We start from the raw sequence: 21,353 nt of genomic DNA on the forward strand, positions 1-21,353 counted from the left end.
TGGCGCATTGGGTATTTCGGCAGGGATGGTATTATAGGCTACACTCCTATCTCGTGGGAAAGCTATGCCGAAGAAGTAGCGGTACGTATAGTTAATAATACCGCCGTTATTAAAAGCGAGTGTGTAGGCTACCAGGGCTTTTTTACGGACTACGGCAAGAACGAAAAGAATCTTGAACTGCTGCTTAACGGCGAGATTGAATATGTGGAGTATCACCTGAAAGATACCCTACAGGAAACTACCCAGAACTGATAGACCGTATACCCGAAAACCAGTTTATTAATTTAGATAACCCGCCTATGGGTTATAAAGAAAGGTTGCGGGAGTTCCTGTCAGCATTTATACCGAAGCAAAACTATTTTATTACGCCTATACTGGTATTAACTAATATAGCTATATATGTTATTAGTAATGTGGTAATGATGGTTTTGATGATGATACTGTTTACAAATGCGGGTAAGCATCATGGCCATGGCCCGGGAAACTTTATAAATAGTTTGAACGATGTTTATTTATCGCTTGGCTTTAGCAGCCGTACCCAAGTGCTTAACGGGCAGGTATGGCGGTTGTTAACCAATACGTTTCTACATTTCTCGTTTATGCATCTTGCCGGTAACATGGTAGTATTAATATATATCGGCTCATTGCTTGAAAGTAAGTTGGGCCGTTGGAAATACCTGTCGCTTTATTTATTAACCGGAATCTGCGCCAGCATAACGTCGGTAGTATGGCACGACCAAGGGATAGCAGCGGGCGCGTCGGGCGCGATATTCGGATTATTCGGGATACTGCTTGCCTTGCTAAGCACTAAATTTTATGAGGGTAACGCGCGCAGGGCATTGTTAATAAGTACCGCTATTTTTGTGGGCTATCATATTATACCATTTGGCAAACGGATTGACCATGCTGCACATTTGGGCGGATTGATAGCAGGTTACTTATTTGGGCTGATAGCTTATTGGGGATTAAAAACTTACCGGGACAAACTAATTACAGTCATACCTGTAGCGCTGACTATAGTATATACCGGGCTATGTCTGCAATTCGCGCCGATATATCAGCTCAAAGATTTTGCTAAACTAAGCCGCCTGAGCGAAAAACTATCCGACTCATTACGTACAGACTTTTACGGCAACTACACTAACAATCGCGATACACTTTCCGAAGTATTTACACATACCGGATTGCCGCATATTGATACTTTAAAAAAGGTGGCTATACAAATGGACCATTTAACGCTTCCTAAAAAGCAAAAAAAGATAGCCAACGTAAAATCGCGCCTGCTGCTGGAGGAATGTAAATTGTATACATTAATATATAAAGAGTTTCGCGATAAGGACCAGGTTAAATATCGCGGCAAGATTAGCAAGACTACCCAAAATATAAATGATTTGCGCGTAGAATGGGGCAAGGTTGTTGAGGGTGAAAATTAATCGGCTTTAGCCAATAATTTCTTTAATGTAGCATAAACTTTAGCGTTGCCTTGCTCGGCTGCGCTGCTATCGGCAACAGCACCATTTTTATCAATAATAATGTGACGGGGCATGTAAAAGCTTCTTTTCATCACTCTTGACCGTAGTTGTACGGGATAGCGTGGTATGGAAATCTTTAGTCACCGCCTCGTTAACTAAAAAGTGATATCCAACTAGGTTGTTGGCTTTGATATATTGCTTCCATTTGCTGCCATCTTTATCGCAACATATATATAATATAACTACATCATTTTTAGCGGCGAAATTGGCAAATGCCTGCACCTCTTTTTTCCGCTGAAGCTCTTGCCTGCAAGGAACACACCCAGGTTGCCCAGGCATCAACATAAATAACCTTGTTTTTAAACTGGCCGATGAGGGCGTTAAAGTTTACGGTGGTATCTGTCAAATAATGAATATTGCTGTTAGCAACCTGCGCGTGAGTTGGCTTTAATAAAGTAAAACTGATAATTAATAACAGCGTAAATGGTTTAAGGTTATAAGGCATAGCTTCAAATATATACCTTTGTATTTATAAAATAACTGATAGATGAACTTTTACACCCGCAAATGGGTTAAACCCGAAGACCTTAACGCACATGGAACACTTTTTGGCGGCAGACTGCTGGCCTGGATTGATGAGGAAGCTGCTATATATACTATTATACAATTAGGCACCAATGGCTGTGTTACCAAATATATGTCCGAAATTAACTTTATAAATTCGGCTAACCGGGGGATATTATTGAGCTGGGTATAAAAGCCACTAAATTTGGGCATACCTCTATCACCTTAACCTGCCATGTACGCAACAAGATCACCCAAAAAACTATATTAACTATTGATGAGATAGTTTTTGTAAGCGTTGACGAGAATGGCAAACCCGTTAAACATGGTCGTACCGAGATAACATATACAGACGAGCGGTTGCGGGAGTAATCGCCCGCCTACCGATCTAATTTATAAGACTCAAAGACATATCCGGTGCTTTGCTTATTTATCGCCTCATCTTTTAAAGGCGCAGAAACTATCATTAGTATAAATACCAGCGAAGCAATGCTTACAGCAGCAATAAGCCAAAAAAGCATATTTCCATTTCTATCCCCGAAACGGCCAAATCTGGGCACTAACACTATAAACGGAACATTGTAAGCTCCTGAAAAAGTGATAGCATCCCCATAATCATTTAATTCTCTGGTAGGGCCGATACGATCCAGTACGAGAATTTTGTCAGATCACGTTTATCAAAATCGTCCTGGCTTTGTTTAACAAAGCTATCAAACGCCAATTGTTTATCGTGCGCAGATGACCGGTTACTTATGGTTTTCTGATATTTGATGCCAAGCCAGGCTAAAAGCTTTAAAGTGTCGGGCTTGTGCCTCGCGTATTTAACATCAAAAATTGGACAGGGCATATAAACAGCCATGTTGTAATTAGTATTGTGCTTACCGCTAATGTTTATATCTGTTTTGGGTCGCGCTTGCTGTTTATCGATATAAAGAGACTTAAGCGTATAATATTTTGTTTTAGGCAGCGCCGATATTTGATTGATAGACGTTAAGCTGGTTAGCTCGCCTGTTGCTGTTATCAGGTATACCTGCGCTATCATTGTTGGAACAGCAATGGCAATGCAAGCCATTAATACATATCCTGCTACAGGATTTTTTCCTTTTCTACTGGTAAGATCAAGTAGTTTTATGCGTGGGAGTAAATACATCAATACCGGCACAACCGATATCACTAATGGTATTGCGAAATTGGCGATCGCTTCATCAATAATCAGCCCCTCATTTTTTATAAGGAACCACCAATGAAAAAATGAGTAAAGGCAAATTACCGAAATAAAGATGACAAGGAAGGGACGAATAATCAGTTGAAATTTGGTGCCAAAATCTTTCATGCTAACGCGATGGTTTGTCTTACTCCGTCATCAATCTCCTAATCAACTCCGCACTTTGTTTATTTCCTTCCTGCAACCGATCTTTAAAGAAAGCCTGCACATCGTTAAAGTGCTTTTTGTAGCCTTCCATATCGCCATAGCCTATAATGGACGACCACTCGCGTACGGCCGAGTGAAACTCCAGATCGTCGCCACGGATTGTTTTATCATACAGCGCGGCCGGATAGATTCTTCTAACAGTTCTTCGTCCTTAAACAGGTATTCAGCAATACCTAAACGCAGGCGGAATGGCGGCGTCTGGCAGATCAGGTTATCATACGGGTTAACACCCAAATGGTACCAGGCGTCAACCATACTTAGTATACTTAGATGCGAGTTTGGTTTTGCAGATCATGATTTTGCGATAGCCTAAACTCCTTCATCACCTTATCATTTAACATAATTGGCTTGCGGCTTTCATGGAAAACAAAATCGCGCGCGCGGTATAACCGTTCGCGGAAGGCGGCTTCCTCTTCTGGATCATCAATTTAAACAACTCCGACTCGGATACCGCATATTGCCTCACCTGCTGGCGGGCATACGGGTTCATTATGGCTAGGCCGGCATATACGTGCGCTTTATAGCTAAATATGCGCAGCGTGGTCAGGATCTTTACATTATCAATACCGCCTATATAAGAAGCGTTTTCCCGGGGAAAAACCCGGCGGCCTTCCACGCGGTACCCATACTTTCAAAACCAACGTGGGTTACAGCTTGCGTATCGGCTACAATTTTATCATGCTCATGGTAATCGGCCAGCTCAACTATCTCCGATCCTATGGCATTAAACAGGTCAAGCATGCGTTGTTTTGCGGTTTCATCCGCACGATGCGGTATTAGTATCAACGTTTGTCCCTTTGGCTCAAAACCCGGCCCGTGCATCCCGTGGAAAGTAATGATCTGCGCGGTTGCCGGCAAGTATTTATCAAAGGCTTCAATCTCGGGTGTTTTTACGGATGTTTGCCCGGCTACAATAGCACCCGGTTTGGTATAGGCGGCAAACTCGGCAACTACTTTAGCAATTTTTTCGGCCTCGACAGAATAGATGATCAGGTCGCTGGTTTCAGAGATCTCCTTACCGCTATCCAATACCTTGATATTAAAAGGTGCAAGCTCTTCTTCAAGCTGCCGGCGGTTAGCCGGCAAGTCGCAGCCTGCTACGATATATCCCGCTTTTGAAAAAGCTTTGGCGTATAAACGCCCCATATCGCCTAAGCCAATAATTCCAATATTCATTCTGCTAATATAACTATGCTTAGCAAAAATGCGTATTAAGGTTTACATTAGCTGAGCCGATTATACCCTAAAAACGCAACAAAAGCATTTTTTTACTGTTTTTTTAATATATCATTGCCTAATTTTACAATTATGAACAACAATTTCATGTTGAAACTATCCCTGTTATTAACACTTACAATTTGTATAACTACTGTTAAAGCGCAGGATAGTGTTAAAAAAGTTACGGTTAAAAAAACAACGGTTACCAAACCGATAATAACGGCTGCCAAGCCGGGTGCAATACCTATTAACCCTAAAACCGGCAGGCCTTATAGCAGATATGGCTACGGCACGTATGCCAAAACTTTCAGGGCTCAGCAAAAAGCTGATAGCTTAAAAAAAGCTACAGCAGCAGCACAGCCTGTACAGCCATCAACAACTGTAGCTACTAGCCCCCGCCTATTAAAACAGACAGCGTAGCAGTTGCGCCGGCGCGGGTTGACAAAAGCCTTAACGGCCAATACCAATACCTGTTAACCAAGGTTTATAATTACCAGCGACCTTTTGTTGATGCCATATGGAAGAACTTTACCGACACGTTAAAAAATACCCGCAGCCAGTTAAAAGCGGCGAACGATACAATTGCCGAACAACATAAAAATATTGCCAGTCTTAAAGCTGATGTAGCTGCAAAAGAGCAAACTTTATCGCAAACCGACACCATAGGTTTCGGGTATAGCGTTAGCTAAATCAACCTATAATATTATTATGTGGGGATTAGTTTTGATTGTCGGCGCTATTGCGGGTGTTGTGTTAGCACGATCAGGTGGTGCACGCAAGGAAGCTGCTTACCGCACCACCTTATATAACGAACTGGAAGAAGAATTTAAAACTTATAAAGCTAAAGCAAACGAGAAGGAAAAGAAACTGGCCCGCGAACTACAAACCGAACGCAATAAGCTTGATGAATTGACGGGACGCGGATAGCCGCGTGGCTCAAATATTATGAAAGCTTACCTTTTGGCTGGAACCCCTTAAAATTTGAATGGGCCGATCTGGACGACGATATTAAAAAGTTGGCCGATACCGGTAAACTGGAAGATAATTGGAGCGTTGCCAGCCACAAGACCATCCAACCCGGCGACAGGGCCTACATCGTTCGCGTAGGGGTTGAGCCTAAAGGCATCTTTGCATCGGGCATTATAGCTTCCGAACCGTATTTGGCATTTCGCAAAGGCAGGCATTACCATCGTATCACTATAGCTATAGATGTTTTGCTAAATCCTGATAAGCAACAAATCCTCACCCTTGACATATTAAAAACCGGCAACCTTGCCGCGCAGACTGGACACCGCAGGCGTCGGGGATCTCCATCCGGACCGAACTGGTTGATGAGTTGGAAGGTGTTTGGCAGGATTTTTTAAATCCGGGGAATAGATCATGTCTATAGCCGAAATCATTATTTATTTAATTTTATTACTTGGCTCCGCCTTTAGTTACACCGCCAAAAAACTTACCCTTGCCGGTGCTATAACCGGCGCCATAGTAGGCGCGTTAATGTACAAAGGCGCTGGGCTAACCGGCTTACTTATTCTGGCTGCATTTTTCATTGTAGCGATATGGGCAACCAAATGGCAGGTAGCTAAAAAAGTAGCCATAGGCGCAGCCGAAGAAAACAAGGGGCGACGCACCGCCGGACAGGTATTAGCCAATGGTGGCGTTGCCGCTTTACTTGGCGCTGCTACCGGATATATCCCGAATATGCAACTACCTTATCTTTAATGATAGCCGGGAGTTTTGCAGCAGCCACTGCCGATACATTATCGTCCGAGCTGGGTATGGTGTATGGCCGCGGCTTCTTTAACATTCTCACCTTTAAAAAGAAGAACCCGGTAGGGATGGTGTAGTAAGTATTGAAGGTACGCTGATAGGTTTGATGGGCGCAATGCTTATCGCTACTGTTTACAGCATAAGTTTTGGTTGGGGGATTGGCTTTTGCTGGATATGTCTGGCAGGGTTTACCGGCAACCTTGTTGATTCTGTTTTAGGCGCTGCTTTGGAGCGTAAAGGGCTTATCAGTAATAATGTGGTTAATTTTTTGAATACGGCTGTTGGGGCTGGGGTTTGCTGGTTGATGGCGGGTTAGCCTGTTAAACCTATCGCTTCATTTAGGCCTTCGCGCGCAAGGCTTGTCCCGCTCTTGGGCGCGGAGCCCCAGTTACTTTTCCTTGATGAAAAGTAACCAAAAATCAAGTCATACGGGAGGCTTCTTTGCCGCACAGGCCTTATGCGCTGCAAATCAGCTAAAACCTAAGGCCCGGTCCTTTTGCCGCCTGTTGTCGCGCAAGGCTACCCCTTCAGGCAAAATTACCAATGCCTTTGCCACCGCACGGCCCACTTTGTTTTACCTGATTTCGCCCGAAGCTGCCCGTATGACGGTTTTAGGGTACTTACCAAGATTTTAGTAATAAACGAGCAATCAAAAACAAGCGTAAAGGCCTGTCAGCACGCCGGGCCGGGAGTATGGCCTTGCGGGCGGAAGTGATCGGGCTGACTTGATTTTATTCATCTATTATTTGTTTTTAATAGGTATTCATGAGATCGCTACGCTTAGTTTTTGGTTACTTTTTGTATCAAGACAAAAAGTAACTGGCCCCCGCGGCCAAAGAGCGGGGCAAGCCTGCGCGCAAAGCCAATACGCGATAGGCATTAAACAACTGTAGCTCAACAAAAAAGCCACCCGATTACTCGAATGGCTTTTTATATTTTCAGATCTTCCGGTACAGTTACACTTTGATCTCAACTTCAACACCGCTTGGCAATTCAAGCTTCATCAGCGCATCTACAGTTTTTGAGTTTGAGCTGTAGATATCCAATAAACGTTTGTAAGAACATAATTGGAATTGCTCGCGTGCTTTCTTGTTTACGTGTGGTGAACGCAAAACAGTGAAAATTTTCTTTTCGGTTGGTAACGGAAGCGGTCCGCTAACTACAGCGCCTGTTGGCTTTACTGTTTTTACGATCTTCTCGGCTGACTTGTCAACCAAATTGTAATCGTAAGATTTTAATTTGATTCTGATTCTTTGGCTCATTTTGTTTTTGTTTGATGACCGTTCCTAAGAGCTATTTATTAGGGCGGTCTGATTATTTATTTAAAAAGTTGATTGGTAACTAATCTCGGCAGCACCAATCAACCAATCTTTAATTACGCGTTAGCAGCAGCTTTTTTGCCTTTTGCTTTAGCAACTACTTCTTCCTGTACGTTACGTGGTGCTTCAGCATAGTGATCAAACTCCATGGTTGAAGTAGCACGACCAGATGTGATGGTACGTAACTGGGTTACATAACCAAACATTTCTGAAAGTGGTACAGTAGCTTTAATTACCTGCGAACCTGCGCGTGAGTCCATACCTAAAAGCTGGCCACGACGACGGTTCATATCACCGATAACGTCACCCATGTTTTCTTCAGGTGTTAAGATCTCGATCTTCATGATCGGCTCAAGCAATACCGGTTTACATTTTGGCAATGCTTCGCGGTAAGCCATCTTAGCAGCTAACTCGAATGATAACGCATCCGAATCGACAGCGTGGAATGAACCATCAATCAAGCGCACTTTTAAGCTGGTTAAAGGATAACCTGCCAACACACCATTTGCCATTGAAGCTTCAAAGCCTTTTTGTACAGATGGGATAAACTCGCGGGGGATAGCACCACCACTAATTTCGTTAACAAATTGCAAACCTTCTTTGCCTTCGTCATTTGGTGATAATACAACCTGTATATCAGCAAATTTACCACGGCCACCAGTTTGTTTCTTGTAAGTTTCGCGGTGTTGTACAGTACCGGTGATAGACTCTTTGTAAGCTACCTGTGGCGCACCCTGGTTAACCTCAACTTTAAACTCACGTTTCAAACGGTCCATGATGATATCTAAGTGAAGCTCGCCCATACCGCTAATTACAGTTTGGCCGGTCTCTTCGTCAGAGTTTACACGGAAGGTTGGATCCTCTTCGGCAAGTTTACCTAAAGCCATACCTAATTTATCAACGTCAGCCTGAGTTTTAGGCTCGATAGCTAAACCGATAACCGGGTCAGGGAAGTTCATTGACTCCAGTATGATAGGGTGTTTCTCGTCGCAAAGGGTATCACCTGTTTTAATATCTTTAAAGCCTACTACCGCAGCAATATCACCTGCACCCACGTTAGGGATTGGGTTTTGCTTGTTAGCGTGCATTTGGAAGATACGAGAGATACGCTCTTTATTGTCTGAACGCATGTTGTGCACATACGAACCAGCTTCAAGGTTACCAGAGTAAACACGGATAAAGCATAAACGACCAACAAACGGATCGGTAGCAATTTTAAACGCTAAAGCTGCAAACGGCTCTTTAACATCAGGTTTACGCAATATTTCCTCGCCAGTATCAGGGTTGGTACCAACAATACCTTCAACGTCCATAGGTGAAGGAAGCAGTTCCATCACATAGTCAAGCATGGTTTGTACACCTTTGTTTTTGAAAGACGAACCGCAAACCATTGGTACTATTTTAGCATCTAATACCGCTTTACGTAAAGCATCAAGCACTTCGCGCTCAGTAATAGTATCCGGAGCGTCAAAGAATTTCTCCATTAAGCTCTCGTCATACTCAGCAACCGATTCTAATAATTTCTCTCTCCACTCTGTTGCTTCGTCAACCATATCAGCAGGGATAGGCACTTCGGTAAAGGTCATCCCTTTATCGTGCTCATTCCAAACAATACCTCTCCAGTTAATCAAATCAACCACGCCTTTAAAGTTTTCTTCGGCACCGATAGGTAACTGTAATGGTACAGCGTTGCTGCCTAACATGGTTTTAACCTGTTTAACAACATTTAAAAAGTCGGCACCGCTACGGTCCATCTTATTAACGAAACCAATACGGGCAACGTTATAGTTGTTAGCAAGGCGCCAGTTAGTTTCTGATTGTGGCTCAACACCATCAACCGCGCTAAACAAAAACACCAAACCATCTAATACACGTAAGCTGCGGTTTACCTCTACAGTAAAATCCACGTGTCCCGGTGTATCAATAATGTTCATGTGGTAATTGTGGCCACGGTATTTCCAGTTAACTGTGGTAGCAGCCGAAGTGATGGTAATACCACGCTCCTGCTCTTGCGCCATCCAGTCCATGGTAGCAGCACCTTCGTGTACCTCGCCTATTTTGTGGCTAACGCCGCTATAGTAAAGTATACGCTCGGTAGTAGTGGTTTTACCGGCATCAATGTGGGCGGCAATACCTATATTTCTTGTATATCTAAGATCTCTTGACATGTTTGTTTATTGAGTGAATAAGCGAATGATCGAACGAGTGAATATTTAACTACTCACCATTCACTCATTCACCCATTCATTAATTCACTAATTAAAACCTAAAGTGTGAGAACGCTTTGTTAGCCTCGGCCATTTTATGCGTATCTTCTTTCTTTTTAACTGCTGCACCTTCACCTTTAGCTGCCGATATGATCTCGCCTGCTAATTTCTCCATCATGGTTTTTCGCCACGGCGACGGGCATAGCTAATTAACCATTTCATACCTAAAGCAATTTTACGCTCTGGTCTTACTTCGGTTGGTACCGGAAGTTAGCACCACCAACACGGCGGCTTTTAACTTCAACTGCAGGCATAACATTGTTTAAAGCCTTTTTCCGGTTTCTAAACCGCTTTCGCTGGTTTTTTTCTCAACAATATCAACTGCGTTATAAAATATAGTGTAAGCGGTTGATTTTTTACCGTCAAACATCATGTTGTTAACAAACCTGGTTACCAAAACATCATTGAATTTTGGATCAGGAAGAAGGATTCTTTTTTTGGTTTCGATTTTCTCATTGTTACTATCCTCCTTTAATTATTTCTTTTTACCTTTTGCAGGGGCTGCAGCAGCTTGTCCTGGTTTAGGGCGTTTAGTACCATATTTTGAACGACGTTGGTTACGACCGGCAACACCAGAAGTATCTAACGCACCACGGATGATGTGGTAACGTACACCAGGTAAGTCTTTAACACGACCACCACGGATCAACACAATAGAGTGCTCTTGTAAGTTGTGACCTTCGCCCGAGGGGATGTAAGCATTTACTTCTTTACCATTGGTTAAGCGCACACGGGCAACTTTACGCATTGCTGAGTTTGGTTTTTTAGGGGTAGTGGTATACACACGGGTGCACACTCCTCTTCGCTGTGGACAGCTGTCCAACGCTGGCGACTTACTCTTGTCAACCAGAGCTACTCTACCTTTTCTAACTAATTGATTGATAGTAGGCATTCTTGCTTTTCTTGTTTGTTTTTTTAAAGTCCCCCTGCCCCCTTCATTGGCGGGCAGTTTTAGGGACTGCAAAAGTACGGAGTTATTTTGTGATTTTCAAGAGGTTAAGTGAATTTATTTTCTGTAATAAAAATAAGTTTGCCATCCTGAGCCACAGCGAAGGATCTGCCGGGCGGCTATTGCAAAGTTTTACAACATAGTTTGCAGATGCTTCGTTGCTCAGCATGACAAATCAGGAATATCAAATAATGGCGTTCCCGCCTGGTAGAAGGCGGGCCGGGTTATTGTATGATAGATAGATCGCCGATTACTTATCGCGTGTATAAGATCCTTCGCTTTGCTCAGGATGACAAGGCGGATAACAGCGGTGAGTAGCGCAGGTTTTGTCCGATTGTTTTTCTTGTTCGGGTAGGTTGCGGACGGACATCTCACGTTAGTAATTAAAATAAAAATGCCCGCCTAATTAAAGCGGGCATTTTTATTAAGGTGCCGGGTGCGCTGGCGGTGCCGGTGGTTTCGGCGCATCGCGCATGGCGCCACAACTTGTGCCTAACATGGCCAGTAATGCTCCAAGCATTACGAAGCGAAATAGTTTTGTTTTCATAGTGGTGATGTTTTATACAGGTAAAATGCACCTAAATGTAAATTTGTTTTAATCTGGTAAAACCAAACCATAAAATTTAACGTATTTAACTAAAACGATATAATATAAATTAGAAATATAATTATATTTGTTCAAACTAACAGAATTAGATCACTGTCAGTTAATAGTTATTAAGCAGAATGGGGTTGGGTGGGTTGTTGATATTCTGCTTTTTGAAGTGCCTAATTATAACATAGCTGTCGGTTTTAGGGTGCCGGCAGTAATAAGCTTCGAAGCGCAGCCAGGTAAAACCGATGATGGTTTTGTGAGGTGGGATAGCCCGGTATTTTGCCTGTAATGATGGGCTATAGCAAAATACCGGCTGTGGGTTTTACCTGGCTAGCGAAGGGGCATTTTCTTCCAGAAGATTGGCAGCGATGTGTTTCAGGCATGCTTACATGTTTAAACAAACATTATTTTCTTTAACGGGCTAATATTCAGTAAATTAAGCCCTAAAATTTGTTTCATTTTGTTTCACGCCATTTTCGCAAATAACTATTCGTCAGCTTATTGCGTCGAAATGTTGTTTCACTTGTTTCATCTGTGTCATACACACATGAAACAACACACAGGTTAACTGATTAAAAATCAAGGTATTTATTGATCTTAATATGCACCTTATCGCCAATACGGTATTTGCCGGGTGTATCATTTAATAAGCGCAGGGTGATATGATCCTTCTCAACTAACAGGTCCTCATAGCTGCCCTTAAACAAGACCTGCTTTACGGTGAAGTCCTTACGCGTCCAGCTATTGGTGGGCGCGGCCCATTCGGGGTAGATAACCACATGCCCGGCCTTTGCGTTGATACCAAAATGCGCGGCATCTTCGGCACTTACTACATTGCAATTGGTTAGCAGCTTGGCAGTATATAGGTTCTGCGGGTTTTGATAGAGTGACTTAGGACTACCGGCCTCAATGATCTCGCCATCTTTCAGCACGATCAGCTCATCAGCCATAGACAGTACCTCGGCCGGATCATGCGATACCATGATCACCGTTAACCCGGTATCATGCACCACCTGCCGTATATCCTGCTGTAACCCCTCGCGGAAAGAAGTATCAACCTGGTTAAAGGGCTCGTCAAGCAACAGCACTTCGGGGCGGGTTGCCGGGGCGCGGGCTATAGCTACGCGCTGCTTCTCGCCACCGCTTAAAAAGAAGGCCTGCTTATCAGCCGGTGTAGGATGTTTAGTTGTTTCAATACCTCGATAGTACGTTGTTCCTTGGTGGCAACGTCGGTATTGGGTAACAGTACGGCTATGTTGTCCCATACTTTGGCATAAACGTTCAGGCCGTCGGTATCCCGGGTAACCATCTTCATGGCGTCGTGGCCGGGTATCAGTTTCTCCTCGGGCCCCCAAATGCGTTCGCCTTTAAACTGCACGCGGCCGTCGTCGGGAGATAACAAGCCGAACAACAACTTCAGCAAGGTACTTTTGCCGCTGCCGCTCTCGCCAATTATAGCCGTTATCTTTTGCGGTTGTATGGTCAGGTTTATGCTTTTTACACCTGCCAGCCGTTCGCCGGGATAGGTTTTGGTTACAGCTAAGGTTTGTAAAAAGGGTGTATCTGTCATGTTGCAAATATAGCTAAAACAACAAGAGTCCCGGTAACCCGGGACCCTTGCATTTATATATAGATTTGGTTGTTTATTAAAACCCAAAGGTTACACCTACCGCGAAGTTCTTCAAACCTTTCTGCGCGGGGCTATTCTCAAACATATCGTTGAAGTAGTATTTGGCATAGAAACCTGCACCACCGTAACCAAGGCGGGCAAACGCGCCGTAGCGTACCTTGGCAAAATGATAGTCGTCATCCAGCTTTTGCTTGCCTTTTTCTTCACTTATCTGCTTAACACGTGCTCCGGTTAATATGCCGGCTTCCGGGCCAAATACAAAGCGGGCACGTTTACCATCGCTATACTCCTTGCTCCTGATCTCGAAGGATAATGGGATCCTTACATAGGTTGCCCCAAAACGGTTCTTACTGTAATGGATGGGATCATTTACATAGGTTAAAACCGGCGCGTCGCGTTGGATGGTAATGTCCTTGCGCAGGCGGATCAACGTCCAATCAAAACCACCTGATAAATAGATTTTAAAATTAGGTGTAAACCGGTAACCAAACTGTACTAAGTCAAAACCCACGTTGCTTGATTTCCATGAGCGGTAGCTTAAAAAATCATTTGCAGGCGACAGGGTAAAACTGCCATTATCAATAAGCGTAGTCAGCCCCAGATCAAACCTTGAAAAAGTAAGCCCGAAGTTAAAACCTGATCGTTTACGGTCATGGCGCAGGCTATCTCTTTTTGCCCTGAAATCGCTACCAAAAGTAACTTTGGTTCTATTAGTAGTGGTGCTGGTTGTTTTTGTTGTATCACTACCGTTAATTGTGGTAGTGGTAACAGTAGTTGTAGTAGTTTTTTGCGCAAGGCCAAGGCTTGTCACGCCGCATAGTAATGTGGCTATTATTAAACGTTTCATGTTAAGTGTATATTTAGATTGTATAAGTAGCTTTTATTATTGTTGTTTTTTAATTTTTATAAGTCCAAGGTTTACGCCCGTAAGGTCTGAGCCATTTTCGTCGTCATCGCTGTCGCTAAACTCAATCAGTTTGTCTTCGCGTTTATCAATCTTAGCCATTAATGCATTTACCAATCCGCCCAGGTTATGTATACCGCGTTTTTAGCAGGTGCAGCAGATTGTGTTGCCATTACCGGTTTATCAACTTGTGGTACAGCATCCAGCATTTTGGGCGCTAACGTAACATCCGGAACGGTTGCTGTACTTACATGGGTAGATGCAGGGTTTGGCACAGCGGCTATTAATGGCTGCTGATCATTCTTTACAGGTTCTGTTGGTTTAACAACAGACTCGGTAGTATTGTTAAGCTGGCCTTGTGTATTATTTACCGATGGTATAACATTATGTAGATGGTTTACTGTTGATGCAACATGAGCTGCCGGTTTAGCAATAACGGTTTCAGCCGATTGTACAGGTGTTACTGTTTTTGCAGGTTCAACACGGCTTGCAACCAATTTATTTTCTTTAGGCTGATCACCGGTTGATTTTGTTTTTTGCAGGAATAGTATGCCTGCAGTAAGTACCACCAACACAGTTGCCGCAATGCTTAACCAGGGCATAATAGCTGGTTTAGCTTTTTTCCATCCAGTTCGCCGGCAATGTTATCCCATACCATTGCAGATGGCTCAACTTCAAAGTCTTCAAACTTCGTATTAAAAATCTTATCAAACTCCTTATCCTGCATATCCATATTTCTTTTCCTCCATTTTTAAAACCTGTTCTTTTAATATTGTGCGTGCCCTTGATAGTTGTGATTTTGAGGCTCCCTCTGTTATGCCAACTATTTCGGCAATTTCCTTGTGCGAATAACCATCTATCGCATAAAGGTTAAACACCATCCGGTAACCGGGCGGTAGTTGCTGAATAATATTCATCAGGTCCTTAACGCCCATATTTGCCATCGCTGCGGGGTTAACTGATGGCTCGTTGCTCATTTCTGCAACGTCCATCACCTGTACCATTTTATGATGCTTGCGATAATACTCTATCGAGCTATGTACCATTATCCTCCTCACCCATCCCTCAAATGCGCCATCACCCCGGTAGTCATCCAGTTTTTTAAATACTTTCATAAACCCATTCTGCAACATATCCTCTGCCTCCATCTTATCAACCGCGTAGCGCATGCAAACACCCAGCATTTTAGAAGCAAACTGCTTGTACAGCAGCTCCTGCGCTTTACGTTCGCCAGCCTTACAGCGGGTTATTAGTTCATCAATTGTATAAGTAGGTTTCAGTAACATCATTTAAAGGTAAGATGTTACTTAGTAGCAAATGGTTGCATGGCGTTACAAATATTTTTTAAATTGATGTTAAATAAAGGTAAATAAGCTTAATACATAGCTAATATTGAAGATATTGCATTGCTATAAATATTTTTATCTTAGCCCGAACCAATTTCCAATCAAGCATAATAACCAATATAAGCATGACAATTATAAAAAGGATAGTCCCTGTTATTTTATTAGCTGCAAACATTTTTACAGCTAAAGCACAAACCATTGTAGCGGTCGAATCGCAAAAAAACGCACTGGTTTTACAGGTAACCCCTAAAAAACAATTGAACGCACTATACTTCGGCACAAAGCTGGCCAACCAAACTGAATATGCAGCCATTGCTAAACAATACCGCTATATCTCGCATACCGGCGAGGCTAATATGGCTTACGCTACCGCAGGTAGTATTGATATTTTAGAACCTGCGCTGGCAGTTACCCATGCTGATGGCAACAGATCGTTAGCATTAAAGTATATTGATCACACCACAACAAAGATCAGCGATAATATCACACTGGTAAGCATTAACCTGCGCGACTCGGTCTATAATTTCGACGTAACCTTAAATTATCAAACCTATATCAAAGAAAACGTTACCGAGCAGTGGACCGTAATTAAACATCACGAAAAAAAAGGACGTGGTATTAAATAAATATGCTTCGGCTAACTTGTATCTGCAAAACAACGGTTATTGGTTAAACCATTACCACGGCGAATGGGCGCAGGAGATGAAGCCTGAAGAAGAAAAACTGTCACATGGTATTAAAACCCCGGATAGCAAATTGGGTACCCGTGCTGATCTGTTCCAACCGCCGGTATTTATGGTATCGCTCAACAAACCCGCTATCGAAGATGAAGGCGAAGTACTTTACGGCAACCCGGAGTGGAGCGGCAACTATAAAATCGATTTCGAGGTTGATCCTAACAATAACCTGCGGTTAATTGCCGGTATTAACAACCATGCGGCTGATTATACACTTAAACCTAATACCGAATTTATCACCCCTAAATTTGTATACATCCTAAGTAATAAAGGTAAAGGCGAAGCCAGCCGCAGCTTGCAAAGCTGGGCTCGTAAATATAAAATTGCCGATGGCGAAGGCCCCCGTTTGACCTTATTAAATAACTGGGAATCGACCTATTTTGATTTTAATGAACCTAAACTTGCCGAGCTATTAAAAACCACCAAAAGCTTAGGTGTCGATCTGTTTTTATTGGATGATGGTTGGTTTGGTAACAAGTACCCACGGAACGGTGATAAATCTGGCCGGGCGATTGGGAAGTAACCAAAACCAAACTACCTAACGGTATTGCTTATTTAACTAAAACAGCGGCCGAAGCGGGTGTGAAATTCGGAATTTGGATTGAGCCGGAAATGGTAAACCCTAAAAGCGAGCTGTACGAAAAACACCCGGACTGGGTAGTTAAACAACCGCAGCGCCCAGAGTATTACATGCGTAATCAGTTAGTGTTGGATTTAACAAATCCAAAGGTACAGGATTTTGTATATAATATTGTTGACGACCTGTTCACAAAAAACCCGACGCTGGCTTATATTAAATGGGATTGCAACTCAGTTATATTTAATGCTAACTCTGCTACCATAGCGCACCGGGGTAATTTTTATACCGATTATGTATTTGGCTTGTATAAAGTGTTAGAGCGTATCAGAGCAAAATATCCAAAAGTGCCGTTGATGCTATGCTCGGGCGGTGGCGGCCGGGTTGATTACGGCGCGCTAAAATACTTTACCGAGTTTTGGGACAGCGATAATACCGATCCACTGGAGCGCGTGTTTATCCAATGGGAATACTCCTACTTCTACCCTGCACTAACCAATTCAAACCACGTTACCGATTGGGGTAAACAGCCTATCAAGTTCCGCACTGATGTGGCTATGATGGGTAAGTTAGGTTTTGATATTGTGGTGGCTAAATTAAAGCCTGAAGAATTAACTTATGCACAAGGTGCGGTTAATCTGTACAAACAATATTCGGAAGCGATATGGCACGGCGATCAGTACCGCCTGCAGGATCCATGGAAAAATGATGTAGCATCGGTAATGTATGTCGATCCTGACCAAAGCAAAGCCATTATGTTTAACTATCTGGTGAGCAACCGCTATCGTTCAGGCACTATCCGGCCCATAACTTTAAAAGGTTTACAGGATGATAAAATGTATACCATTAAAGAAGTTAACATGATGCCGGGGCAGCGTTCATCAATACCCGGCGGCACTTACTCTGGCAAGTTTTTAATGACTGTTGGTATTAACCCGGCAGTTGGCGCAGGCGATCGTGCCAGTGTAGTGGTTAGTATTGAGGAGAAGAAGTAGGTATGGATAATCCATAAGCAATGAAAACAGATACTGCCTCTTTTCCTGTTATTGAAACGGATAGGTTAGTGTTACGCTCGTTGAATAGCGATGATGCGGATGCCTTGTTAAAATTACGTTCGGACGAGTTGGTTAACCGGTACCTTGACAGGCCGCCAACCACAACAGTAGCTGATGCACAAGCATTTATTGATAAGATAATTAAGGCGGATGCTACATACTGGGCAATCAGCTTAAAAAACCCGCCGGGTTTGATAGGTACGATATGCCTCTGGAATTTCAATGCCGAAAAGAATATGGCCGAGATGGGTTACGAGCTTATGCCTAACCAACAGGGCCAAGGCGTCATGAATGAAGCAATGCAAGCGGTTATTAATTATAGCTTTGATAAATTGCAGCTCCGGATATTAGCCGCATTGACACATCCTGATAATGAAGCGAGCGCAAAATTGTTGAAGCGAAATGGGTTTGAAGAAGATAAGGGTAATGAATTTGTGAGTAAAGAGGATACTGACGGCCTATCAGCATACGTATTAAAATCGCAAAAAGCCAGTTTATTTCCTCTCTCTAAACCGCTTATAAATTTTCACGGCCATCATTAAAACGATAGAAAAGGCTATTATCCCCACCACACCAAAAATCCAGTTTAACGAGTTTTTAAGGACTACCGGAAAACTATTGCGAAGAGAATAAGCGTGGCTAATTCATTCCACAGACGTAATTGAGTGGAGGTCCATTTGTAGATACCTTTGCGCATCTGGTTCATTTTGTTTTGGCAGATAAAATGATAGATGACCAATCCAACTACGAACAAAAGCTTAATATGCATCCAGCCCATATGCAGCCAAGCCGGCATAATACATAACATAGTAATACCGGCAGCTAATACCGGTACATGGATGGGGTGGTGATGATCCACCACAGCTTTTTCTCCATCACCTCAAATTGCTCTGAAAGGATAGTACGGGCAGGCTCGGGCTTATCCTGCGCTTCGGTATGGTAAATAAACAGGCGCACCATATAAAACAGCCCCGCCATCCAGCAGACTACAAATATGATATGTATGGCAAGAATATATTGATACACTATGGGCACGAATTATTCGAATTACACGAATTGAGGCGACTTAGTGTAATTAGCCACAATTCGTGCAATTCGTGTCAATAATTAATACTTAAACTCCTTTATCACCTCAACCGCGTACTTCACATTATCAAAAGGGATATCCGGCATAATGCCGTGGCCCGGGTTAAATATAAAGCCGTTCTCACCTTTCATCCGGTCGAACAAGCGGTAAATGCGTTCTTTAATTACTTTTTTATCAGCATACAAAATATGTGGGTCAAGGTTGCCTTGTACGGCTATACCTTGTGGTAAACGTTTTTTAATATCTAACAGATCAACGTTCCAGTCGATTGAGATAACATCAGGCTTAGCCTCGGCCATTAACGGCGCGAAAACCGAACTGCCTTTACAAAAAGATATAACCGGGATATCTTTACGGTTCAGTTTGCTGATAATCTCGGCAATGTAACGATGAGAGAATTCTGTGTAATCATCCCATGCCAGCGCCTGAGCCCAGCTGTCAAAAATCTGCACGGCGTTTACGCCCGCAGCAATTTGCAGGTTCAGGTAATCTGCCGTAACAGTTGCTATTTTTGATAACAATGCGTGCGCCATTTCCGGCTCGTTATGCAGCATCAGTTTGGTCAGTTTAAAATCTTTTGATGATCCACCTTCAACCAAATAGCTCATTACCGTAAACGGAGCCCCTGCAAAACCAATCAAAGGGATGCTGCCGTTTAAGCGCTGTTGAATAACTTTAATAGCGTCGGCAACATATTGCAGTTCGCCAATGCAAGCTGTATTCAGGTTATCGATATCTTTTGTGTACGTACCGGGTTGGCAAACTTAGGGCCCACGCCCCGGCTAAAGCTTAAATCGCCACCCATCGCTTCACCGGTAACCAGGATATCCGAAAATAAAATAGCGGCATCTATACCTAACAGGTCAACCGGTAACATGGTAACGTCCGCAGCTATTTCGGGTGTTTTGCACATCTCCGAGGAAAGAATATTTGTTCTTTATCTCCCAGTACTGCGGCATAAAACGACCGGCCTGGCGCATCATCCATACAGGTGGGCGTTCAGTTGGTTTAGAAAATGCTGCGTTTATAAAAAGTGAATCTGTCATTTCTTTTAGAGTCAAGAGACAAGAGTCAAGAATCAAGAGGATAGTCAACCTATCTTGGCTCTTGATTCGTGTCTCTTGTCTCTTAGTTATTATTTCTTATCTAATTCCAAATGCAAGCGGCGTATCACCTCTTTCATCTTGGCTGTTATTTTTCTTCGTGTTTATCGGCTAATGATAAATAGGCTTTGGCTTTTGCAAAATCATTATGCCTTACGGCTATGTTAGCCACATGCACCAATGCCGCCACATGATCGTTTGCTGATCGTAACGGATACTGCGCCGCTATTTCATAATGCTTCTCTGCCTCGTTATATTCGTTCTTTTGCAGACAAACGCCTCCGTATATAAACTCATAAAACCCGCGGCGTTTTTTGCTTAACCAGTCAGGATTACTCACTTGTTTTAATAACCTTTCAGCTTTATCATAATCCTTGTTATGAAATGCTTTTGCTGCCAGTACAATAGTTCCTTCTTTAAAGTAACCCCATATCAGCAACAAAATAAACATGCAGGTAACACCGGCTATTTCATAAACTTTATAGTTTAAAGCCACTGCCAGCATAATAACAAAAGCGCCTATAACTAATACGCGTGCCCTGTTAGTAAACATTAATTAATGCTGATCTGTAAATTTATAACCCACACCGCGTATTGAATGGAAATAAACCGGGTTTTTAGGATCAGGTTCAAAGTACTTACGGAACGTCAGGATAAAGTTATCAATAGTACGGGTTGACGGGTAAACGTCATAGTTCCAAACAGTTTCCAAAATTTGCTCGCGCGATACTGCGTCATTACGGCGCTCAATCAGCAGCTTCAGCAACATGGTTTCTTTTTTAGTTAACGGGGTGATGCTGCCATCGCCGTTAACCAGTTCGAATGAGTTAAAATGGATGGTTTTATCGCCAATTTTATAGCTATTAAACTCTTTAAGGTCATCACCTTTTAAGCTGCGTTTTACCCGGGTTGTTTACGCGCAGGATCAACTCTTCGGGTTAAACGGTTTAGTCAGGTAATCATCAGCACCTTTTTTAAGTCCGGCTATTTTATCCTCGTTGGTGTTTTTAGCGGTAAGGAACATGATAGGTACTTCAGAGTTCTCCAACCTTATAGTTTCTGCTACTACAAAGCCGTCAATTTCGGGCATCATTACGTCCAGTATAACCAGGTTAAAGCGTTCTTCTTTAAATATCTGCAACGCTTTTTTACCGTTATTGGCGGTTGATACTTTATAACCTTCTAATTCAAGGTTAAGTTTAATTGCTTCTAAAAGATGCTCTTCATCTTCGGCTAACAAAATTCTTTTTTTGCTTTGCATAATATATACACTAATTTAAATCAAATTTAAGCGAATTACACGAATTAGGATAATTCGCTATAATTCG

Annotated in this window: 26 protein-coding genes and 6 pseudogenes; 13 read left to right on the forward strand and 19 right to left on the reverse strand. The window is 42.8% G+C overall.

Annotation, left to right across the window (positions count from 1 at the left end; all coding sequences use genetic code 11):
• Both HK413_RS09305 and HK413_RS09310 read left to right on the forward strand, forming a co-directional pair.
• Nucleotides 1-252: hypothetical protein (locus tag HK413_RS09305; protein ID WP_175269996.1), on the forward strand; the 252-nt coding region annotated here is incomplete at its 5' end.
• 47 nt (nucleotides 253-299) lie between these two features.
• Nucleotides 300-1,433, forward strand: a complete 1,134-nt coding sequence (locus tag HK413_RS09310; RefSeq protein WP_175269997.1) for a rhomboid family intramembrane serine protease — start codon at nucleotides 300-302, stop codon at nucleotides 1,431-1,433.
• On the opposite strand, the gene HK413_RS19825 is transcribed toward HK413_RS09310, so the two are convergent.
• Nucleotides 1,430-1,564: a hypothetical protein gene (locus HK413_RS19825; protein WP_262886859.1), complete on the reverse strand. Its 135-nt coding sequence runs from the start codon at nucleotides 1,562-1,564 to the stop codon at nucleotides 1,430-1,432. The genes HK413_RS09310 and HK413_RS19825 overlap by 4 nt on opposite strands.
• Nucleotides 1,565-1,725: 161 nt before the next feature.
• Nucleotides 1,726-1,977 (reverse strand): hypothetical protein, encoded by a 252-nt coding sequence (locus HK413_RS09320; RefSeq protein WP_175269995.1) that lies wholly within the window; start codon nucleotides 1,975-1,977, stop codon nucleotides 1,726-1,728.
• Between the two features lie 42 nt (nucleotides 1,978-2,019).
• Between HK413_RS09320 and HK413_RS21080 the strand changes: the two genes are divergently transcribed.
• Entirely contained in the window at nucleotides 2,020-2,229 is a 210-nt protein-coding gene (locus tag HK413_RS21080) for an acyl-CoA thioesterase (protein ID WP_317169430.1), read from the forward strand.
• A 426-nt stretch (nucleotides 2,230-2,655) separates the two neighbouring features.
• On the opposite strand, the gene HK413_RS09330 is transcribed toward HK413_RS21080, so the two are convergent.
• From HK413_RS09330 to HK413_RS17675, 3 genes are all read right to left on the reverse strand, one after another.
• Nucleotides 2,656-3,369 carry a hypothetical protein gene (locus tag HK413_RS09330; protein ID WP_175269999.1) on the reverse strand — a complete coding sequence of 238 codons (714 nt, stop codon included), beginning with the start codon at nucleotides 3,367-3,369 and terminating at the stop codon, nucleotides 2,656-2,658.
• A 141-nt stretch (nucleotides 3,370-3,510) separates the two neighbouring features.
• The gene (locus HK413_RS17670; protein ID WP_246230160.1) at nucleotides 3,511-3,723 is read right to left on the reverse strand and encodes a hypothetical protein; all 213 of its coding nucleotides are present in this window, start codon (nucleotides 3,721-3,723) and stop codon (nucleotides 3,511-3,513) included.
• Between the two features lie 315 nt (nucleotides 3,724-4,038).
• Nucleotides 4,039-4,644: a prephenate dehydrogenase gene (locus tag HK413_RS17675; RefSeq protein ID WP_246230162.1), complete on the reverse strand. Its 606-nt coding sequence runs from the start codon at nucleotides 4,642-4,644 to the stop codon at nucleotides 4,039-4,041.
• A gap of 132 nt (nucleotides 4,645-4,776) precedes the next feature.
• Here HK413_RS17675 and HK413_RS09340 point away from each other — a divergent pair, with 132 nt between their 5' ends.
• From HK413_RS09340 to HK413_RS09360, 6 genes and pseudogenes are all read left to right on the forward strand, one after another.
• A complete protein-coding gene (locus tag HK413_RS09340) occupies nucleotides 4,777-5,106 on the forward strand; it encodes a hypothetical protein (RefSeq protein ID WP_175270000.1) in 330 nt (109 codons plus the stop codon).
• Between the two features lie 288 nt (nucleotides 5,107-5,394).
• The gene (locus tag HK413_RS09345; RefSeq protein WP_175270001.1) at nucleotides 5,395-5,613 is read left to right on the forward strand and encodes a hypothetical protein; all 219 of its coding nucleotides are present in this window, start codon (nucleotides 5,395-5,397) and stop codon (nucleotides 5,611-5,613) included.
• Nucleotides 5,614-5,702: 89 nt separating this feature from the next.
• Complete coding sequence (locus HK413_RS09350; RefSeq protein ID WP_175270002.1) at nucleotides 5,703-6,050, forward strand: hypothetical protein; 348 nt, start codon at nucleotides 5,703-5,705, stop codon at nucleotides 6,048-6,050.
• Between the two features lie 16 nt (nucleotides 6,051-6,066).
• The gene (locus HK413_RS19830) at nucleotides 6,067-6,408 is read left to right on the forward strand and encodes a DUF92 domain-containing protein (protein WP_217452197.1); all 342 of its coding nucleotides are present in this window, start codon (nucleotides 6,067-6,069) and stop codon (nucleotides 6,406-6,408) included.
• Nucleotides 6,408-6,772 (forward strand): annotated as a pseudogene (locus HK413_RS19835) (DUF92 domain-containing protein). The gene HK413_RS19830 and the pseudogene HK413_RS19835 overlap by 1 nt, the downstream one beginning before the upstream one ends.
• 85 nt (nucleotides 6,773-6,857) lie before the next feature.
• On the forward strand, nucleotides 6,858-7,091 hold the full coding sequence (locus tag HK413_RS09360) for a hypothetical protein (protein ID WP_175270003.1): 234 nt from the start codon (nucleotides 6,858-6,860) through the stop codon (nucleotides 7,089-7,091).
• Nucleotides 7,092-7,412: 321 nt separating this feature from the next.
• Here HK413_RS09360 and rpsJ read toward each other — a convergent pair whose 3' ends face one another.
• From rpsJ to HK413_RS09410, 10 genes and pseudogenes are all read right to left on the reverse strand, one after another.
• Complete coding sequence (gene rpsJ / locus HK413_RS09365) at nucleotides 7,413-7,718, reverse strand: 30S ribosomal protein S10 (RefSeq protein WP_022830652.1); 306 nt, start codon at nucleotides 7,716-7,718, stop codon at nucleotides 7,413-7,415.
• A 113-nt stretch (nucleotides 7,719-7,831) separates the two neighbouring features.
• Nucleotides 7,832-9,943 carry an elongation factor G gene (gene fusA / locus HK413_RS09370; protein WP_175270004.1) on the reverse strand — a complete coding sequence of 704 codons (2,112 nt, stop codon included), beginning with the start codon at nucleotides 9,941-9,943 and terminating at the stop codon, nucleotides 7,832-7,834.
• A gap of 91 nt (nucleotides 9,944-10,034) precedes the next feature.
• Nucleotides 10,035-10,439: pseudogene (rpsG, locus tag HK413_RS09375) on the reverse strand (30S ribosomal protein S7).
• 78 nt (nucleotides 10,440-10,517) lie between these two features.
• Complete coding sequence (gene rpsL, locus HK413_RS09380; protein ID WP_175270005.1) at nucleotides 10,518-10,934, reverse strand: 30S ribosomal protein S12; 417 nt, start codon at nucleotides 10,932-10,934, stop codon at nucleotides 10,518-10,520.
• 1,224 nt (nucleotides 10,935-12,158) lie between these two features.
• A pseudogene (locus HK413_RS17685) lies at nucleotides 12,159-13,156 on the reverse strand (ABC transporter ATP-binding protein).
• 76 nt (nucleotides 13,157-13,232) lie between these two features.
• Nucleotides 13,233-14,063: an outer membrane beta-barrel protein gene (locus HK413_RS09390; protein WP_175270006.1), complete on the reverse strand. Its 831-nt coding sequence runs from the start codon at nucleotides 14,061-14,063 to the stop codon at nucleotides 13,233-13,235.
• 36 nt (nucleotides 14,064-14,099) lie between these two features.
• Nucleotides 14,100-14,237, reverse strand: a complete 138-nt coding sequence (locus HK413_RS09395; protein WP_175270007.1) for a hypothetical protein — start codon at nucleotides 14,235-14,237, stop codon at nucleotides 14,100-14,102.
• Nucleotides 14,231-14,722 carry a hypothetical protein gene (locus HK413_RS09400; RefSeq protein WP_175270008.1) on the reverse strand — a complete coding sequence of 164 codons (492 nt, stop codon included), beginning with the start codon at nucleotides 14,720-14,722 and terminating at the stop codon, nucleotides 14,231-14,233. Before HK413_RS09400 ends, HK413_RS09395 begins: the two co-directional genes overlap by 7 nt.
• The gene (locus tag HK413_RS09405; protein ID WP_175270009.1) at nucleotides 14,710-14,853 is read right to left on the reverse strand and encodes a hypothetical protein; all 144 of its coding nucleotides are present in this window, start codon (nucleotides 14,851-14,853) and stop codon (nucleotides 14,710-14,712) included. The genes HK413_RS09400 and HK413_RS09405 overlap by 13 nt, the downstream gene beginning before the upstream one ends.
• Entirely contained in the window at nucleotides 14,837-15,406 is a 570-nt protein-coding gene (locus tag HK413_RS09410; RefSeq protein WP_175270015.1) for an RNA polymerase sigma factor, read from the reverse strand. The genes HK413_RS09405 and HK413_RS09410 overlap by 17 nt, the downstream gene beginning before the upstream one ends.
• 185 nt (nucleotides 15,407-15,591) lie before the next feature.
• Between HK413_RS09410 and HK413_RS19840 the strand changes: the two genes are divergently transcribed.
• The 4 genes from HK413_RS19840 to HK413_RS09420 are packed head-to-tail and all read left to right on the forward strand — an operon-like array spanning nucleotide 15,592 to nucleotide 18,377.
• Nucleotides 15,592-16,092 (forward strand): glycoside hydrolase family 36 N-terminal domain-containing protein, encoded by a 501-nt coding sequence (locus HK413_RS19840; RefSeq protein ID WP_262886860.1) that lies wholly within the window; start codon nucleotides 15,592-15,594, stop codon nucleotides 16,090-16,092.
• Nucleotides 16,079-16,726, forward strand: a complete 648-nt coding sequence (locus HK413_RS19845) for a glycoside hydrolase family 36 N-terminal domain-containing protein (RefSeq protein ID WP_317169431.1) — start codon at nucleotides 16,079-16,081, stop codon at nucleotides 16,724-16,726. The genes HK413_RS19840 and HK413_RS19845 overlap by 14 nt, the downstream gene beginning before the upstream one ends.
• A 23-nt stretch (nucleotides 16,727-16,749) precedes the next feature.
• Nucleotides 16,750-17,775 carry an alpha-galactosidase gene (locus HK413_RS21085; protein WP_317169433.1) on the forward strand — a complete coding sequence of 342 codons (1,026 nt, stop codon included), beginning with the start codon at nucleotides 16,750-16,752 and terminating at the stop codon, nucleotides 17,773-17,775.
• Nucleotides 17,776-17,795: 20 nt separating this feature from the next.
• Nucleotides 17,796-18,377, forward strand: coding sequence for a GNAT family N-acetyltransferase (locus tag HK413_RS09420; RefSeq protein ID WP_175270010.1), 582 nt, complete (start codon nucleotides 17,796-17,798; stop codon nucleotides 18,375-18,377).
• 62 nt (nucleotides 18,378-18,439) lie between these two features.
• On the opposite strand, the pseudogene HK413_RS22185 reads toward HK413_RS09420, so the two are convergent.
• The 4 genes and pseudogenes from HK413_RS22185 to HK413_RS09440 all read right to left on the reverse strand — a co-directional run bounded on the left by HK413_RS22185 (nucleotide 18,440) and on the right by HK413_RS09440 (nucleotide 21,286).
• Nucleotides 18,440-18,813, reverse strand: a pseudogene (locus HK413_RS22185) (CopD family protein).
• 129 nt (nucleotides 18,814-18,942) lie between these two features.
• A pseudogene (gene hemE, locus HK413_RS09430) lies at nucleotides 18,943-19,968 on the reverse strand (uroporphyrinogen decarboxylase).
• A 145-nt stretch (nucleotides 19,969-20,113) separates the two neighbouring features.
• Nucleotides 20,114-20,578, reverse strand: coding sequence for a tetratricopeptide repeat protein (locus HK413_RS09435; RefSeq protein ID WP_175270011.1), 465 nt, complete (start codon nucleotides 20,576-20,578; stop codon nucleotides 20,114-20,116).
• 3 nt (nucleotides 20,579-20,581) lie between these two features.
• Nucleotides 20,582-21,286 (reverse strand): annotated as a pseudogene (locus tag HK413_RS09440) (response regulator transcription factor).
• Nucleotides 21,287-21,353 lie beyond the last annotated feature (67 nt).

The organism is Mucilaginibacter humi, assembly GCF_013087555.1.

Excerpts from the sequence above, each read along its gene's own strand:
- HK413_RS09310 (WP_175269997.1), top strand. The coding sequence starts at position 300 with ATGGGTTATAAAGAAAGGTTGCGGGAGTTCCTGTCAGCATTTATACCG.
- HK413_RS19825 (WP_262886859.1), bottom strand. The coding sequence starts at position 1,564 with ATGAAAAGAAGCTTTTACATGCCCCGTCACATTATTATTGATAAAAAT.
- HK413_RS09320 (WP_175269995.1), bottom strand. The coding sequence starts at position 1,977 with ATGCCTTATAACCTTAAACCATTTACGCTGTTATTAATTATCAGTTTT.
- HK413_RS21080 (WP_317169430.1), top strand. The coding sequence starts at position 2,020 with ATGAACTTTTACACCCGCAAATGGGTTAAACCCGAAGACCTTAACGCA.
- HK413_RS09330 (WP_175269999.1), bottom strand. The coding sequence starts at position 3,369 with ATGAAAGATTTTGGCACCAAATTTCAACTGATTATTCGTCCCTTCCTT.
- HK413_RS17670 (WP_246230160.1), bottom strand. The coding sequence starts at position 3,723 with ATGGTTGACGCCTGGTACCATTTGGGTGTTAACCCGTATGATAACCTG.
- HK413_RS17675 (WP_246230162.1), bottom strand. The coding sequence starts at position 4,644 with ATGAATATTGGAATTATTGGCTTAGGCGATATGGGGCGTTTATACGCC.
- HK413_RS09340 (WP_175270000.1), top strand. The coding sequence starts at position 4,777 with ATGAACAACAATTTCATGTTGAAACTATCCCTGTTATTAACACTTACA.
- HK413_RS09345 (WP_175270001.1), top strand. The coding sequence starts at position 5,395 with ATGTGGGGATTAGTTTTGATTGTCGGCGCTATTGCGGGTGTTGTGTTA.
- HK413_RS19830 (WP_217452197.1), top strand. The coding sequence starts at position 6,067 with ATGTCTATAGCCGAAATCATTATTTATTTAATTTTATTACTTGGCTCC.
- HK413_RS09360 (WP_175270003.1), top strand. The coding sequence starts at position 6,858 with ATGAAAAGTAACCAAAAATCAAGTCATACGGGAGGCTTCTTTGCCGCA.
- rpsJ (WP_022830652.1), bottom strand. The coding sequence starts at position 7,718 with ATGAGCCAAAGAATCAGAATCAAATTAAAATCTTACGATTACAATTTG.
- fusA (WP_175270004.1), bottom strand. The coding sequence starts at position 9,943 with ATGTCAAGAGATCTTAGATATACAAGAAATATAGGTATTGCCGCCCAC.
- rpsL (WP_175270005.1), bottom strand. The coding sequence starts at position 10,934 with ATGCCTACTATCAATCAATTAGTTAGAAAAGGTAGAGTAGCTCTGGTT.
- HK413_RS09390 (WP_175270006.1), bottom strand. The coding sequence starts at position 14,063 with ATGAAACGTTTAATAATAGCCACATTACTATGCGGCGTGACAAGCCTT.
- HK413_RS09400 (WP_175270008.1), bottom strand. The coding sequence starts at position 14,722 with ATGCCCTGGTTAAGCATTGCGGCAACTGTGTTGGTGGTACTTACTGCA.
- HK413_RS09405 (WP_175270009.1), bottom strand. The coding sequence starts at position 14,853 with ATGGATATGCAGGATAAGGAGTTTGATAAGATTTTTAATACGAAGTTT.
- HK413_RS09410 (WP_175270015.1), bottom strand. The coding sequence starts at position 15,406 with ATGTTACTGAAACCTACTTATACAATTGATGAACTAATAACCCGCTGT.
- HK413_RS19840 (WP_262886860.1), top strand. The coding sequence starts at position 15,592 with ATGACAATTATAAAAAGGATAGTCCCTGTTATTTTATTAGCTGCAAAC.
- HK413_RS09420 (WP_175270010.1), top strand. The coding sequence starts at position 17,796 with ATGAAAACAGATACTGCCTCTTTTCCTGTTATTGAAACGGATAGGTTA.
- HK413_RS09435 (WP_175270011.1), bottom strand. The coding sequence starts at position 20,578 with ATGTTTACTAACAGGGCACGCGTATTAGTTATAGGCGCTTTTGTTATT.